The following is a 14,206-nucleotide window of genomic DNA, read 5'->3' on the forward strand; positions in this document are numbered from 1 at the left end:
CCTACCTGATCGTTCTCTCTCTACCAATGGATAAGGCAGAGCCTAGGCATCCCACTTCCTTCCTATGTTACTCTACAAGGTAGTAGCAGGTTGGCTTAGTGACTCCAGAGTCAGACTTCATATCACTTTATGGCAGTGATTCTGTAGGTATCGGGTGGGGCTTTCTGTTAGCCATGGGGTGCAGGAGCTAAAACTTCTAGACATCCCCGGTATGTAGAGGTATTAACCCTTCATGCTCTCTGTTAATCTTTTGAATTACCATTGTGCAACTTGAGAGTCTCACACTATGTGCACTAATAGCATATTAATACAATATTATTCTGAGGATACTCCGTGAGGTCATTAATTAATACAGCAATTACGATATTGTCTTTAATGTTTAGTAGCTCAGCTCTTGCTGAAGTAAAAGAATTTCCATGGGCGACATTTCTACCCGCTATTAATGGCAAGCATGAGTGTAGCTTAGACCATCTTGGTTTATGCAAGGGCATAGGAAGCTGTGAAGTGATTGGAGGTTATTGGTGGCGTCAAGAGTGTCACCAAAACATGAGTGCTAGTCAAGCACTAATGGCTAAACTAGCAGGAGATATCCATTTTACCTACAATATGTTTGGCCTGAACTGGAACGAGTACTACCATTTTGATATCAATACGCTCACAGAGATTGATCAATCAGGTTACTTCCAGATTTACGGTACCGATGTATACAGTAATAGGGTTAGGACTTATGGTCATGGGGCAAATCTCTTTGGTGCTGAGATGTATGTTTTTACTAACTATGGTTTCTCTACTCTCGATGAACGATTTGTTTTCGAGTGGAGTAATTCCAGCAGATTGACGGGTACCATAGAGGTTAAAACTAAAGACCAAAACTGGGATGAAAGCACAAGTAGTAGTCTAACAGGTTACTACACTCCGTGAGAGATATAGGTTCGGAATAGAGATGCAGGCTATTGTTGAACTACTCCTGTCAGTCCTCTCCATATCCCCTGTTGTAGTTGTTGTTTTAGGCAATGTGATTATCTTAGAACCGGATTGTGAGCGCTGTAAGCTGCTGAAGCAAGATATAATAAAATTATAATCATTCACATCTGACCCTACAATCCTCCTACACTGCACACGATTTAACCCTTGATAAGCATGGTGCACAAAGTCTGTTCTCGTTACCTCGCGAGTCGACCTGTCCAAATCAGGATGGTTGAAGTCACTCCTCAAGCAGCATGGGGAACACTGGGAAAAGCTCGTTGAGCAACTGCTCATCTTCAGGGATACTTCAGGGATACCATAGAAGCCGATAGAAAAGCTAGTGCTGAGGAACTAGGGCTGACCGAGACAGAGTATGCTTTCCAAGGTATCCTTAATGAAGCTGTATGCACTCGAGAGGGGCATGAGGCACTAGCAGAGAATACTCACCAGGAGATTATAGGGTTAACCAAGAAGCTGGTAGAGATGCTGGATGAGGCATCTGTTATTATAGACTTCTTCAAGAAGCATGATGAGGTCAAGGCTATGAAGAGGAAGATTAAACATGGACTCCTGGATACCTCCTTTGGTTCTGATAAAGAGCTGAGGAAGACCGTGATTGGCAGGTTCATGGAGTTGGCTAGGGTGAAGTTTAAGAGATGACTAGCTTTGAGTATCGAGTAATCAGGAGACCACGAAGGAAGACGGCATCGATCTCTGTGAAGCCTGACTGTACTGTTCAGGTCATAGTACCTGCTACACTCTCAGAGCAGAAGGTAACTGAGCTGGTGGAGCGTAAGAGGCAGTGGATTAGAAGAAAGCTAGACCACTTCAGAGAGATAAAGAAGAAGGACAAAGAGAAGCAGTATGTCTCTGGTGAGTCATTCGCTTACCTTGGGAGGAACTACAGGCTCAAGGTAGTTGATGGTAGTGGGAGTGTGAAGCTGTCCAGCGGTAGGTTCTATGTCTATATCCCCTCAAGTATTAAGGGGGGACCTGCATGATAAGCTTGTGAGGGACCAACTGAGTCACTGGTATAGAGGGCATGCTCTTGTAAGGCTGAAAGAGAAGACCAACAGGTATGCTAAGCAGCTTGGTGTTTCTCCTGCCTCTGTAGGTGTTAAGGAGTACAAGAGCAGGTGGGGAGGATGTCACAGTGATGGAAGGATTTACTATAACTGGAAGGTGATTATAGCTCCTCACTCAATAGTTGATTACGTGGTAGTTCATGAGCTGTGTCATCTGGTTCACCAAGACCACTCCAAGAAGTTCTGGAGGCTACTGGGAACGATACTGCCTGACTATGCAGAAAGGAAGGAATGGTTGAAGGTTAATGGTAGAGGTTTGAGGGGCTAGGATTCTACAGCTTAATGGCTCCAGAGTCAGTAAGGGGAGATTGTTGTGCCACTTTGTGGTGCTCTATTCTATGGATATCGGGTGGGGGGCTTTCTGTTTGTTCTGTTTGCCTTGGGGGTATGGGTTAAAGCTTCATGGGACTGTTGGTGTACAGGGGTGTTGAGCCTACGTAAACCAGTTCACATCCAGACCTTCGGGGATCATCTTCGTAAAAGGCTCCTTAGATGTCCTCATTAGCCAGTCATAGCGATCCTTAAGCTTTGGCTCATCAAACATCACGACATTGAGTTCATTCAACTTCTCTCTGATCCATTCATCGTATAGTATAGCAGCTTGTAAGGCATGCTCCATATAGGGAACAGTTGGGTGTGCTGGCTTTATTTGCCTATGAGCTGTGTAATCATTCCTAAAGGTCGTCATCTGGCTCCAGTATTTATCCCATGCTGTCCTGTCCAGTCTCAGGGCAGATAAAAGCTTGCCACGAAACTCTTTTTGGCCTATAGCGTCAGGCACAACTCTCTTCCAATGGATTTCGTTGGAATCAACACCAAAGATCATGCACCAGTCGGTGATTCCTCTTAAAAGGTAGTTATCAATAGTTCTTAACCATAACTCACTTCGTATACCATGGAGCTTGCAGTAGGCTTCTCTGGAACATTTCCAGTATGCTATATTGTAGATGAAGCTATCTAGAATATCGTACTGATGCTTTGTCCAAAGTGATTCATTCAGTTCCATAACCTGCATCCCCGACATTTTGAACATTCTGGATATAGCATCCAGCTTTGAAAGTATGGTGAACCTTTGATCTTCCCGTGTAGCATACTCAAGTACTTCTCTCTGTCTATCTCATCGCCAACTAACATTATCACCTGCCCCTCAGTCCATACCATGTTGAGTAGTTCCAGTGCAGACCCTGCATTCCCAGAGTAATAGAGATCAAGGAGAGCGGAGGTTAGCTTTGATATATATACTGAGGACTCTTTGCTTCTTACATTCATCGGAAATACTAGTTCTTGGGTTAACTCCACCAGTTGATCATGTGTTGGTTTAGGACTCTTCATATCCTCTGGTGAGGGTACAAGCTTTCTTTTATTAAGCTTTAAGATAACCTCAGGTGCTGGAGATGATGAGAAGCATAACTGCCGGATATGCAGAGCAAGGTGTAAACAATCTATTACTGTATACTGTGTGCATATAAAGTATTGTTTAGTACTTCAGCCTCTCATTTAATGTTCTTATATGTACTTAGAACTTATACACCTAAAGTATTGTTTAGTACTTAGTATTGTTTAGTACTTCAGCCTCTCATTTAATGTTCTTATATGTACTTAGAACTTATACACCTAAAGTATTGTTTAGTACTTAGTATTGTTTAGTACTTCAGCCTCTCATTTAAGACCCTAAGGCGTTGTCTTGATCAGCTTTTCACACGTAGCCTGCCTTTAGTCTCAAAAAGCTAATTATCTGCACTTGAGAGAGTTTTGGTCGCTATGTATAAGAGAGTAGCTGTGGGTTCACTAGTGTCCTTTATTGTATACGGTTGTGGCACGTAAGCTATTGTTATAAAGGGATTTTATTTCAATTCTAGAACAGGTTTTGTTCTGAGGAAATCTTCACTCTATTTGAGCCACTCCTCAAGTACTCCACGCATTCTCTTGGATGGCAGGTAGATCGTAACACTTCCTCCCTTCCTAATGGCAGATCTCCAGATCCACTGAATCAGGGTGGATAATGCATATCTCTCTGCATTGATCTTGATCCCATGTTGACTGAAGAAGTCCGTTATACTTGGTCTCTGGTGAACATCTACAAGATAGGCAAGGATACTCCTGTCAGCATAATCATTAGTGGCCCTAGTATTAGAAGCTAACCAAGTGTTGATACCAGTAGGATCGAAGTACCTATCAGATAGAAGCTCTTGATAATCCTTGGGGCATGTCCATAGAATATCCTCCTGTTTAGCCCTGGTTTTGTTCTTGTAATAGTTCAAAACGTTCTTCCTCAGGGTATCCAACGGGCTCCTGTCTCCCTTCCTATATCCTTTACGCTTCTTATCATACCACCTATGGCTTAAGGGATACTCTCGCCCCCCTCTAGTCTTTTCACCTACCTTGTTAAGCTTAGTATCATTGAAGATCTTTATGCAGCCTTTAAAGCTATTGCCTGAGTACTTCAAATCATGCTGTTCAACCCTATGGCCAGAGCCATCACGCAACAACTTCAGGTGATTAATATCGAGCTTGAATAGCTTTAGCCATCCATGAGTCTTTGAGCCATCAAACAGATACGTTAGGATGTTCACCTGCTTAAACGCTGTCAGTCTACCTGGAGGAACAATGAAGATCACTGTGGTTTTATTGATCCTGTAGACTCGTCTTGAATCCACAGCATTCATGAATAGCTTATGGGCTCCATGGTAATCAGTTCCCTTCTCAGTCACCTTCATGATATCAAGCCCATCGATATCGGTGGGAGTCACCTCAATCCATTCGCTGGTTATCAGTGAGTTGACATCTGGTTCGCTGATTATCTTCTCAGTAACCATCGTCATGGTTTCATCGAGAATCAGCTCATACTCTCCATCCTGAGCGATCTCTTGAATGCAATGGTTGTCTAGGTGATCGTTGAAGAGGCTGTGGGTTGCAATGATCGTCTTGCCATCCCTTAGAGCTTCCATGAACCTGTAGGATTTACTCTCGCTCTTATCTTCATCCAAAGCAACAACATTATTCCTAAGACCGTCATAGTCTGCTGAGATTCCTTCTTTATATCTGGTGACTTCAGAGTTCAATGGGGTCAGGATGATGTATTTTTGACTTGGGTTATCATTGATCTTCTTGATGGCATATGTACTCTTGCCTTCCCCCATGATAGCATCAATGATAGTGACAGGACTGGTCTGGTTCATCTGGATGGTCTCGCTATTAATTCCTGTGATACTCTACAAACAATGAAAGCTCCCTGGTACCAGCGATTTACTTCCCAACCAAAATCAGCGGTTTAAAAGTCGACACCATCATCGGTTGAAATCCAGCCACAGATAATCTCCTTCTTCATTTTCTTACGTTTTTCATCCAATCCTGATGCATATCAGGTGTCTTTTCTTCTATTTTTTCCTTTGTAGTTTCTTCTTTTTCTTTTTTTCGACGTGCACATCCCTCAACCCGCGGAGGAGAGAGTGAAGACTTGCACATTTCGATGCGTCTGTTGCAGAAGGATTCTACCAAGGAACCCAAGAGTGCATAACCAGAAGTATTGTGGAGCCAAGGCTTGTCAGCGAGCAAGAAAGAGCAAATGGCAAAGAGAAAAACAGCAGACCGATCCAGATCACCGGGCCAACAAATGCGAGAGCCAGCGGGCCTGGCAGAGGAAAAATCCCTTCTATTGGCAACAGTATCGTCAAAAAAATCCGAATTATTGCGAGCAAAACCGAAAACTGCAACGGGTACGGGACAAGGCCGCGCGCCAGTCAGTCCCGGTGAAGGAGAATCTTGCAAAGATGGATACGTTAGAAAGCCTTTTAAACGATACATCAATGACATATTTCATTTCTGCCGACAGCGGGAATCTTGCAAAGATGGACGCGTTAGCTGTAAAAATAGTCCCAACAACAGCGATATAGGCGATCTTGCAAAGAAGGACTCGATAGTCTTCCGGTAATACATGCGATATCGTAGTGAAAAACGGAGGTCTATCATGCGAAATCCACTTATTATTGAACGTGTCAGGACAATCAGCGGCAGCTTTGCCTTTATCGAGCACCGTTTTCTCCGCCATGGTTTCTGGAGCAGCCTCTCTCATCAAGAGCTGCTGCTCTATTTTTTTCTGGTCATGGTGGCTGACCGGCAGGGGCTGTCTTTTTATTCCTACGACAAAATCTGCACCCTGCTAACCATCAATGTCGATGAATACATTCTTGCCCGGGACGGGCTCCTCAGCAAAAACCTGTTGGCCTTTGACGGCACCTTATTCCAGGTGCTTTCCCTTCCGCCTGAACCTGTACACCAAACGCGGTTACTCCAGAATGAGGAAGATATGCGACGGGAAGATCCGGCAACCATCCATCAGCTTGTTCGGCAATTCAAGGAGGGAAGGACATGATCAGCAGGCGAACGGCACTTGAAATCCTGCAGCTTAAAAAAGAGGGGTTTTCCCAACGCAGCATTGCCAGACAACTGCAACTCGACCGGCAGACCGTGGCGAAATATCTGCAGGACGACAGACCGATGCCTGCCGAGAGGACTGCCAAAAAATCCAAACTCGACCCTTATCGCGAAATGATAGGTGAAATGGTGGATAGCTGCCCGGACATCAAGGCACCGGTAGTACTGCGGAAAATACGGGAGAATGGGTTCACTGGCGAGATCACCATTGTCAGGGCCTTGCTCAGACAATTGCGGGGGCAGCAGGCTCAGCGCCAACCGTTCATCCGCTATGAATCCGAACCAGGTGAGCAGGTACAGATTGACTGGGGCCACTTCCCCTCCCTGAGCTATGGCGCCGGGCATAGAAAACTGTATGCCCTTGCGGTGGTTGAAGGTTACAGTCGTATGCTCTACGTCTATTTCTCCCACAGTCAGAAGCAGGAATATCTGCATCAAGGTTTGCTGGAAGCATTCACCTACTTTGGCGGCACTTCAAGAGAAATCGTGGTCGATAATATGCTCACCGCAGTGACCGAGCGAGTCGGCTCTGTGGTTCGTTTCAATGAGGCTTTCCTCGTGTTTCTCAGCAAGTTCGGCATCCTTCCGCATGCCTGTACAATTCGGTCGCCTTACGAAAAAGGGAAAGTAGAGAATGCGATCAAATACCTGCGTACCAATTTCTGGCCTCTGCGGGAATTCAGCAGCTTGAGTGATGTTCAGGACCAGGTGCATCAATGGCTGGACACTGTAGCCAACGTTAGGAAGCACGCTACCACATCTCAACGGCCGATTGACCGGTTGCATAACCTGCGTCCACTTCCTGAGCCCTTACCTGACTGTCGACAGACTGCATCTCTCAAGGTGCATAAAGACTTCGGTGTGCGCTTTGACACCAATGTTTATTCCGTACCGCCATGGGCCATCGGCAAACAGGTCACCCTCAAGGCAGACAACTCTCTCATCTCAATCTATCTCAAAGAAAAACTCATCGCCTGCCACAGCCGCTGCTGGGAAAGACAGCAGCGAATCGAAGTGCCAGGTCATCGGGAACAGGTGAAAAAAATCAAAAAACGGCTGCTTCAAGATCGACAGGTAGTGGTCTTCCTCTCTTTGGGAGAGGTGGCGCTCCAGTATCTCGAGCGCTTGAACTCACTGCGCCTGCCAATCAGAAAAAATATCGCAGCCCTCCTGATACTGCGCGATGAGTTCGGAGACAGTTCCCTTATCTACGGATTGAAAAAGTCATTGGAGAAAAATGTCATCGGTGCTGATTACGTCCGCAATATCCTCTATCAGGAGATGACTCCGACCAGCACTCATCTGCCGGTACGGCTCAAACAGGAGGACCTTAATGCAATCAGGCTCACAACTCCGGCTTTGGCCGAATACGACGCTATCGCCCTCAAGAGGAGATCAAACAATGGTTGACGAGATAAAAAAGAAATTCAAGGTACTGCGTCTCACACACTGTGCTGAAAATATCGGAGAACTACTGGAACAGGGAGCGCAGAAAAATCTTTCGACTTTGCAAACCATTCACAGGTTGCTCGACTTGGAGATCGAAAAACGCCGCCAGGGAAAGATCCTGCGCTGCTTTAAACAGTCGAAGCTTACCGAACAACCCACCATCGATCAGTTTAACTTTGATCACCATCCTTCCCGCAAGAAACAGAAGGCAGTTATCCTTGGCATGATCGACCTCGAGTTTATTCACCGCAAAATGGATATCATACTGATCGGCAACCCCGGTGTCGGTAAAAGTCTGTTGGCCAAGACTATTGCCTACGCATCCACCCAGGCTGGCATAAAAACTCTGTTCACCTCGGCAATGGACATGATCAATCAACTGGTCGCCGCCCAGGAAAACAATACCTTGCTGAGTAAACTCAAAACGTATCAAAATCCGGATCTACTTGTCTGTGACGAGATAGGTTATCTCCCGCTTGGCCAACAGGGTTCAAATTTGTTTTTCCAGGTTATCAGTGCCCGGCATGAGCAGAAGTCCACCATCATAACGACCAATCTGCCATTCGCACAATGGGGAACCATTTTTGACAGTACCACCGTGGCCACAGCAATAGCCGACCGTCTTGTCTATAACTCGGAGATCCTTGTCATGGAGGGGAAAAGCTATCGCAAAAGAGCATAAGGAGTAAAAATACAACTTCTGGATACTATGGAGGAAATGTCGTCAAGACATCATTCTGAAACGCACAGCTGCGACCAGCCGTTGTTGTGGCTGATTTTTAATCGCTGTTTTTGGTGGGTTTTTGTTCCGCTGATTACAAGCTCCCCTACGAACCGTAGAGGAGCCCCTGATTCCTTATGGATTATAGCACTTTAAAGTATACTGTCCAGCACCTCAGTTGATTTCTTTAACCTTTCGTTACTCAGATGACTGTACCTCTCCGTTAACGCTATGTCCTTGTGCCCTAGCAAAGTCTTGAGGGTATAGATATCTACCTGTCCAGAGGAGGCCAAATGAGAGGCGTATGTGTGCCTCAGGTCATGAAATCTTATTGATGTGACATCAAGGGTGCCTTCCCGTTTTAATCGCTTCCTGAGGCGATTCCAGGCCAATGAGAGGCCATTGTAATAATAGTCACCAGTAGACGAACAGAAGACAAACTCAGAGCTTTCTTTAAGGCTCCTCGCTTCCCTGAGAACAGTAATGGCACTGGAGTTTAAAGGAAAGCTCATGGTCTCACCGTTCTTAGTATTTCTGCATGTAATGAACTGGAGATCATAAGAGATGTCCTGCCATTCAAGCCCCATAATCTCACCTTTTCTTCTCCCTGTATAGATAGCAAATAGAATGGCCAATGCAGCTCTCCTGTTTTCCCACTGGTTAAGGTGCTCAACAAAGGTTTTGAGTTGTTCCTGATTCAAGATGTTACTCACTCTATTATCAAACCTTGGAAGCTTTATGCCTTTGACGGGGTTCTCCTGATGCCATAGTCCTTGTTGGATATGCCAGTTGTATACTCTTCTGATCAGGGTGAACGCATGTCTTCTCGTAGCTGGACTGAGGTGCTGCATGTCGCTCAGGATCTGCTGAATACCCTGGTTACTGTCGTGACCCTTCCCTGCAATATACAGGCTCCACCTGCTCTGGTCGTCCTTCCAGCTCTTCTTGTGCTGCTTGGCGTAATCAAGGTACTTACTAAAGCTGAATTCATTAGGTTTCCTTTGATCAAACAGTTTTCCTTCCAGCATCTGTACTTTAAATTTAGCTTCTACCTTTTTGGCTAGGGACAGTGAGCTAACCTGTTTGGTCTTCCACTTCTTTGTGTGTGCATCTCGAACCTTAACTGAGTACCTTTGCCCTAAGATTGCACCGCAGTTATTGCAGGTCTTGCTTGTAACCTTCTGATCTCTTTTGCATTGAACGCATCTTGAATAGATCGCCATATCACAGCTCCTGGTGTAAACATAGTGTAAACTCGTTGCTAGATATGGGTATTGGAATGTGCTGAATGAGGCTGGTTGTTTGCTTGTAAGTTGCATGAATACAAGCTGTTAGGAGTAGCGTCTCAGTCGGTAGAGCTAGACGCGCTAGCGTCCGGTAAGGACTGAAAATCCGTGTGTCCCTGGTTCAAATCCTGGTCCCGGCACCAGTTATATCAAAGGGTTAAGTCATTTTTGGCTTAACCCTTTTTTATTTTGTTCTCGTTTTGTGCAGTGCAACTCCTCTACAACTTATTCTTTTTCGTGTTTTGCTAACTCAAGGATGCTTGCTTTCTGGTAATGAGTAATCAATATAAATAGTCCTGGCCCCTTTTTTTGGCACCCGAGTTGTGGATACATCTTTGACGAGGAAGAAGAAATTAAGCAGGATAAGTATGGATTGAAGGAGTGGTTTGGAGAGACAAATGGACATACCGTTCGGGCCACCGCCAGAAGAGTACAACTATCGTTGTTCCCTTTGTCCGTTTGAGATTGGCGTTAATGAGGCCATTATCGATGCTGAAATAGGTTCAGCCAAGTTTAATGGGTATTATTATGATGGCTTTATGCCTGTCTGTAACTGCCGTTTGACTTTTGAGTCAAAATCGTCAGCATATTATTCCCCATGATCATCGGCCAGTGAGAGTTCCGGAAACAGTATATCTATCCCTTGGCCTCCTTTTGTCACTGCTCATGCTTCAAATCATTGTATAAGGTAATCCTGAAAAATAACAGCCAAGCCTAGGAATGCCAAGAAGCCCATTACATCAGTCACTGTAGTGAGAATAATGCTTGAACTCTGTGCAGGGTCAATGCCCATTTTTTTCATGATAAGTGGAGTAGAGCTTCCTGCTAAACCGGCGATGATAAGATTTATGACCATTCCTAATCCGATCACCAGCCCAAACCAACCGTTTCCGTACAGGACATAGGCTATGAGTGCAGTGATTAGCCCAATCACCAATCCATTGAGTAAACCTATTTTTGTTTCCTTTAAAATTAATGTCGTCACTTTATTTTGCGGGATTTCTCTCATCACAAGGCCACGCATTACAACAGCAAGAGACTGCGCACCGGCATTTCCTCCCTGGCCTGCAATAACAGGGAGGAATACAGCTAAAATGGTGAGTCTGGCGATAATATCTTCAAATAGTGCGACAACGCCTGCAGCTAAAAACGCGGTAACAAGGTTGACATTTAACCACAACAGTCTTTTTTTAAGCGCAAAACCAATGGGAGAAAAGACTCTCTCATCCTTGCCAACACCAAACATCGTCTGCATGTCTTTGGTTACATCTTCTTTTACCCCGCGAAGCATGTTTTCTGCTTTTATAGTACCCAGTAAGTGATTTTCGCTATCGACAATGGGTACAGCGAAATATTTTCGCTTAGACATTTCTCTGGCTGCTTCTTCTCTGTCCGTGAAGCAATGAATAGTAAACACATCGGTTTTAATAATATTTTTTAATAGGCTGTCCGGCTCGGCCAGCATAAGGTCTCGCATGTTTAAAACACCTGCGAGGACGTCCTCCTCATTGACGACGTATACATAAGAGGAGGCGGTACTGTTTCCCGCAAATAATTTTCTGATTTGTCTTATGGCTTTTTCAGCTTTAATATCTTCTTTTAACATTATGATATTAGACGACATATACCTGCCGACACTTCCCTCCGGATATGTCAATATGTCTCTGATTTCGTCAGCCAATTTACCGGTGATATACGGTTTAAGTTGCTCGCGAGCCAATGGAGACAGATGCATGACGATTGATGCGGCTTGACGAGGTTCTACGGAGTAAAGAATTGTCTGGATTAATTCCGGCTCGTTCTGTTCGAGGAGTGAGGCTGAATAACTTACTTGTAATCGCTTGAGTATTTTTGCTTTGGTTGCGGCAGGTAATGCCTTTAATACTTGAGAAGAAGTTTGTTTTGGTAATTCCTCAATGATTTTAACTGACTCTGCTATGTCGTTTTCGACTAATTTGGCAGTAAATAGTACTATCTCACTTGATTGGTATTCGTTATCAGTCATTATTGTCACATGGTGTAGTCGTAAAATAGATTGAAAGAAATATGTAAAATATGTAGCCCGTTACTCTTCAATCTCAAACGTAATCACAATATCCGGCCATTTTTTATCAACCGGCTGCATTGATGGAGGAGCGATAATCTTACAATAAAGTGAAGTTGAAGAGTCGATAGAATTAAGATATATGGGAGTCGTCGAAACATTCACTGTTTTATTGCCGTTTTGATCAGGAGGGGCAAGTATTTGAACGGTTTCCGGTTCTACTTTGACAATTTTTAATTGTTTTCCTTCTGGTAGTTTGCCGATGAGTTGAGGAACCACAGGGACCGTCTTCTGCACTATGCCGACTAAAGTGACTTCCAGGCTGGCAGGTACTGCGTCAAGTAAAGTGATGTTTCGCGGTAACCGTAAATTATTCTTCGTTATTAAGACTGATTGTGCGCCTTCATTTATTTCGCTTAAGTTGACGTTGACGCTCGTTTTTGCAACCGATAAGTTGTCTAAATCTGATTTTGTACCTGTTAAATGTATTTTGACCTCATCAATTTTTTCTCCAGCTAAAACAAAACCTGGTTTAGGTGAGGCATATTCGACAGGTACTGTTATGACTCTTTCTACTATTTGTTGATTAACGACGACCAGAGACGACCAGAAGATAGAGGCAATTGCAACACAGACCGCTATTTGGGCAACTACCGCTCGATTTAAAAATCCTCCCTTCTGTTTTTCGGCAAAGCCATACCTTCGATAGTGTGTATTGATGGCAGCGACGATTTCCTTGATGGACTCAAGCCCTCTCATTCTGCCGTTTGAACAAAGCGAGACCCTACCTCGTTCTTCAGAGACCACAAGTGCGAGTGCATCTGACTGCTCAGCTAACCCCATTGCTGCATGATGCCTGGTGCCATAATCATTGCCAAGCCTCCCAGACTCAGAGATTGGAAGACGGACGCCGAATCGAACGAGCTCGTTGTTTTCAAAAATTAACGCGCCATCATGGCCGGGAGAATGGTGATCAAAAATAGAGAGGACAAGTGGCATGCTTACGTCTGCATTTAAAGTATAACCACCTGAAATTTTGTCGTTGATGGCCTCTTGACCGGGTATCACAACAAGTGCACCGCAATGATCTTGTGCCATCTTCCACAGGCTGGCTGCAAGCGTTTCTATGTCGCTATTGACACGAATCTTTTTTTTATGTCCGTATATCAAAACAATCTTTTCAAAGATCTTTCTTAATTCCGGTTGAAAGATAACGATGAGCGCAAGGAGTGCTACATGGCTGATGTTTCGAAATATCCATTCAACTCCTTCAAGATTCAACACGCTGGCGATAACAAAAAACAAGAAAGCAGAACAAATACCGAGAAAAATTTTCCACGTTCCAAGCTTAGTGAGTGTTCGATACAAAAAAAATAAACCGGCAGAGATGAGCCCAATATCAAGCACAGCCTGCCAAGACATAAGCTGATCAAGAAACGCATTAAGAATAGTCATGTTAATGTTATAAATGTTGTTGCTATTTTCGATTGTGTCGCTGTCTCCATCCACCTAACGGGGTGAGGACAGGCTTAAGGACTTTGTTAACATCGCGTGCTTGTTCAACCACATAAAAAGCATCGGCATCCAGCTCGTAAACTTTCGGAATCATCCACTTTAAGTCCCTTCGTCGACAGGCAATATAAAGCTCTTGAACAGGTCCTTTCATACCTTCTCCGTGAAAAACCGTAACCGGCTGACCTACTGCGCGAAATTCCTGAGCTAACACACTGCCTTTTTTTAAACTAAAAACTTTTAAAATAATCATCCCAAAGGCCAGTCTTCGTTCAACCAGTATTCCCACAACATTTCCCGTAGCATACCCAAGAGAATAGAAAATGACGAGAACAGGCATGGTTTGTACTTGATGGATAACTGTACTGACGACCGATATCCATATAGTAACCTCAAACACTGCAAGGAAAAATGCCAGGGTGGTTTTCCCTTGTACCGTTACTATGGTGCGAACCGTACCTATGGAAACATCAAAGATACGGGCAGCAAATACAGCTAAACCTGTTAAAAAAACTGCCGGATCCAGTATTGAGAGGAAGTCAGCAAGAACGGGGAATGTCATTAGTTTTCCATGTTGTTTGAATGGTTACATATATTTTTTTGATGCTGGCGATACGCCGTCTACAACTATTGGTTGGCTTGAACCAATGTAAATGAAAAAAACAACCACAGCATCAAATATAAAGGAAATCGAATGCAACCAAGCGAT

Annotated in this window: 15 protein-coding genes; 9 read left to right on the top strand and 6 right to left on the bottom strand. The window is 44.3% G+C overall.

What is annotated here, in order from left to right; genetic code table 11:
• Nucleotides 1-333 precede the first annotated feature (333 nt).
• The 4 genes from ACHZCY_RS14290 (at nt 334) to ACHZCY_RS14305 (ending at nt 2,319) form a co-directional block, all read left to right on the top strand.
• On the top strand, nt 334-921 hold the full coding sequence (locus ACHZCY_RS14290; RefSeq protein WP_319549360.1) for a hypothetical protein: 588 nt from the start codon (nt 334-336) through the stop codon (nt 919-921).
• A 528-nt stretch (nt 922-1,449) separates the two neighbouring features.
• Nucleotides 1,450-1,626, top strand: a complete 177-nt coding sequence (locus ACHZCY_RS14295; protein ID WP_319549361.1) for a hypothetical protein — start codon at nt 1,450-1,452, stop codon at nt 1,624-1,626.
• The gene (locus ACHZCY_RS14300; protein WP_319549362.1) at nt 1,623-1,967 is read left to right on the top strand and encodes a YgjP-like metallopeptidase domain-containing protein; all 345 of its coding nucleotides are present in this window, start codon (nt 1,623-1,625) and stop codon (nt 1,965-1,967) included. Before ACHZCY_RS14295 ends, ACHZCY_RS14300 begins: the two co-directional genes overlap by 4 nt.
• A complete protein-coding gene (locus ACHZCY_RS14305; RefSeq protein WP_319549363.1) occupies nt 1,927-2,319 on the top strand; it encodes a M48 family metallopeptidase in 393 nt (130 codons plus the stop codon). Before ACHZCY_RS14300 ends, ACHZCY_RS14305 begins: the two co-directional genes overlap by 41 nt.
• Before the next feature lie 165 nt (nt 2,320-2,484).
• On the opposite strand, the gene ACHZCY_RS14310 is transcribed toward ACHZCY_RS14305, so the two are convergent.
• Both ACHZCY_RS14310 and ACHZCY_RS14315 read right to left on the bottom strand, forming a co-directional pair.
• Nucleotides 2,485-3,057, bottom strand: coding sequence for a hypothetical protein (locus tag ACHZCY_RS14310; RefSeq protein WP_319549364.1), 573 nt, complete (start codon nt 3,055-3,057; stop codon nt 2,485-2,487).
• 883 nt (nt 3,058-3,940) lie between these two features.
• A complete protein-coding gene (locus ACHZCY_RS14315; RefSeq protein ID WP_319549365.1) occupies nt 3,941-5,230 on the bottom strand; it encodes a hypothetical protein in 1,290 nt (429 codons plus the stop codon).
• A 330-nt stretch (nt 5,231-5,560) separates the two neighbouring features.
• Between ACHZCY_RS14315 and ACHZCY_RS14320 the strand changes: the two genes are divergently transcribed.
• The 4 genes from ACHZCY_RS14320 (at nt 5,561) to istB (ending at nt 8,616) form a co-directional block, all read left to right on the top strand.
• On the top strand, nt 5,561-5,944 hold the full coding sequence (locus tag ACHZCY_RS14320) for a hypothetical protein (protein ID WP_319548963.1): 384 nt from the start codon (nt 5,561-5,563) through the stop codon (nt 5,942-5,944).
• Between the two features lie 74 nt (nt 5,945-6,018).
• The gene (locus ACHZCY_RS14325; RefSeq protein WP_319548962.1) at nt 6,019-6,423 is read left to right on the top strand and encodes a hypothetical protein; all 405 of its coding nucleotides are present in this window, start codon (nt 6,019-6,021) and stop codon (nt 6,421-6,423) included.
• Nucleotides 6,420-7,895 carry an IS21 family transposase gene (gene istA / locus ACHZCY_RS14330; RefSeq protein WP_319549144.1) on the top strand — a complete coding sequence of 492 codons (1,476 nt, stop codon included), beginning with the start codon at nt 6,420-6,422 and terminating at the stop codon, nt 7,893-7,895. Before ACHZCY_RS14325 ends, istA begins: the two co-directional genes overlap by 4 nt.
• A complete protein-coding gene (istB, locus tag ACHZCY_RS14335; RefSeq protein ID WP_319549145.1) occupies nt 7,888-8,616 on the top strand; it encodes an IS21-like element helper ATPase IstB in 729 nt (242 codons plus the stop codon). Before istA ends, istB begins: the two co-directional genes overlap by 8 nt.
• Nucleotides 8,617-8,807: 191 nt before the next feature.
• Here the strand turns inward: istB and ACHZCY_RS14340 are convergent, their stop codons facing one another.
• Nucleotides 8,808-9,878 carry a tyrosine-type recombinase/integrase gene (locus tag ACHZCY_RS14340; protein WP_319549366.1) on the bottom strand — a complete coding sequence of 357 codons (1,071 nt, stop codon included), beginning with the start codon at nt 9,876-9,878 and terminating at the stop codon, nt 8,808-8,810.
• Between the two features lie 461 nt (nt 9,879-10,339).
• Here ACHZCY_RS14340 and ACHZCY_RS14345 point away from each other — a divergent pair, with 461 nt between their 5' ends.
• Nucleotides 10,340-10,543, top strand: coding sequence for a hypothetical protein (locus ACHZCY_RS14345; RefSeq protein WP_319549367.1), 204 nt, complete (start codon nt 10,340-10,342; stop codon nt 10,541-10,543).
• Nucleotides 10,544-10,617: 74 nt separating this feature from the next.
• Here ACHZCY_RS14345 and mgtE read toward each other — a convergent pair whose 3' ends face one another.
• Genes mgtE through ACHZCY_RS14360 form a run of 3 tightly spaced genes read right to left on the bottom strand, consistent with a single transcriptional unit; the run spans nt 10,618 to nt 14,059 of the window.
• On the bottom strand, nt 10,618-11,946 hold the full coding sequence (gene mgtE / locus ACHZCY_RS14350) for a magnesium transporter (RefSeq protein WP_319549368.1): 1,329 nt from the start codon (nt 11,944-11,946) through the stop codon (nt 10,618-10,620).
• A gap of 60 nt (nt 11,947-12,006) precedes the next feature.
• Nucleotides 12,007-13,440: a diadenylate cyclase gene (locus ACHZCY_RS14355; RefSeq protein ID WP_319549369.1), complete on the bottom strand. Its 1,434-nt coding sequence runs from the start codon at nt 13,438-13,440 to the stop codon at nt 12,007-12,009.
• A gap of 22 nt (nt 13,441-13,462) precedes the next feature.
• Nucleotides 13,463-14,059: a DUF2179 domain-containing protein gene (locus ACHZCY_RS14360; protein ID WP_319549370.1), complete on the bottom strand. Its 597-nt coding sequence runs from the start codon at nt 14,057-14,059 to the stop codon at nt 13,463-13,465.
• Nucleotides 14,060-14,206: the final 147 nt, after the last annotated feature.

The organism is Desulfogranum marinum (assembly GCF_963675105.2).
Lineage (GTDB): Bacteria > Desulfobacterota > Desulfobulbia > Desulfobulbales > Desulfobulbaceae > Desulfogranum > Desulfogranum marinum.

What these genes read in the sequence shown, in the direction of transcription:
- ACHZCY_RS14295 (WP_319549361.1), top strand. Translation starts at nt 1,450, where the DNA reads ATGCTGGATGAGGCATCTGTTATTATAGACTTCTTCAAGAAGCATGAT.
- ACHZCY_RS14300 (WP_319549362.1), top strand. Translation starts at nt 1,623, where the DNA reads ATGACTAGCTTTGAGTATCGAGTAATCAGGAGACCACGAAGGAAGACG.
- ACHZCY_RS14305 (WP_319549363.1), top strand. Translation starts at nt 1,927, where the DNA reads ATGTCTATATCCCCTCAAGTATTAAGGGGGGACCTGCATGATAAGCTT.
- ACHZCY_RS14310 (WP_319549364.1), bottom strand. Translation starts at nt 3,057, where the DNA reads ATGGAACTGAATGAATCACTTTGGACAAAGCATCAGTACGATATTCTA.
- ACHZCY_RS14315 (WP_319549365.1), bottom strand. Translation starts at nt 5,230, where the DNA reads ATGAACCAGACCAGTCCTGTCACTATCATTGATGCTATCATGGGGGAA.
- ACHZCY_RS14325 (WP_319548962.1), top strand. Translation starts at nt 6,019, where the DNA reads ATGCGAAATCCACTTATTATTGAACGTGTCAGGACAATCAGCGGCAGC.
- istA (WP_319549144.1), top strand. Translation starts at nt 6,420, where the DNA reads ATGATCAGCAGGCGAACGGCACTTGAAATCCTGCAGCTTAAAAAAGAG.
- istB (WP_319549145.1), top strand. Translation starts at nt 7,888, where the DNA reads ATGGTTGACGAGATAAAAAAGAAATTCAAGGTACTGCGTCTCACACAC.
- ACHZCY_RS14340 (WP_319549366.1), bottom strand. Translation starts at nt 9,878, where the DNA reads ATGGCGATCTATTCAAGATGCGTTCAATGCAAAAGAGATCAGAAGGTT.
- ACHZCY_RS14345 (WP_319549367.1), top strand. Translation starts at nt 10,340, where the DNA reads ATGGACATACCGTTCGGGCCACCGCCAGAAGAGTACAACTATCGTTGT.
- mgtE (WP_319549368.1), bottom strand. Translation starts at nt 11,946, where the DNA reads ATGACTGATAACGAATACCAATCAAGTGAGATAGTACTATTTACTGCC.
- ACHZCY_RS14355 (WP_319549369.1), bottom strand. Translation starts at nt 13,440, where the DNA reads ATGACTATTCTTAATGCGTTTCTTGATCAGCTTATGTCTTGGCAGGCT.
- ACHZCY_RS14360 (WP_319549370.1), bottom strand. Translation starts at nt 14,059, where the DNA reads ATGACATTCCCCGTTCTTGCTGACTTCCTCTCAATACTGGATCCGGCA.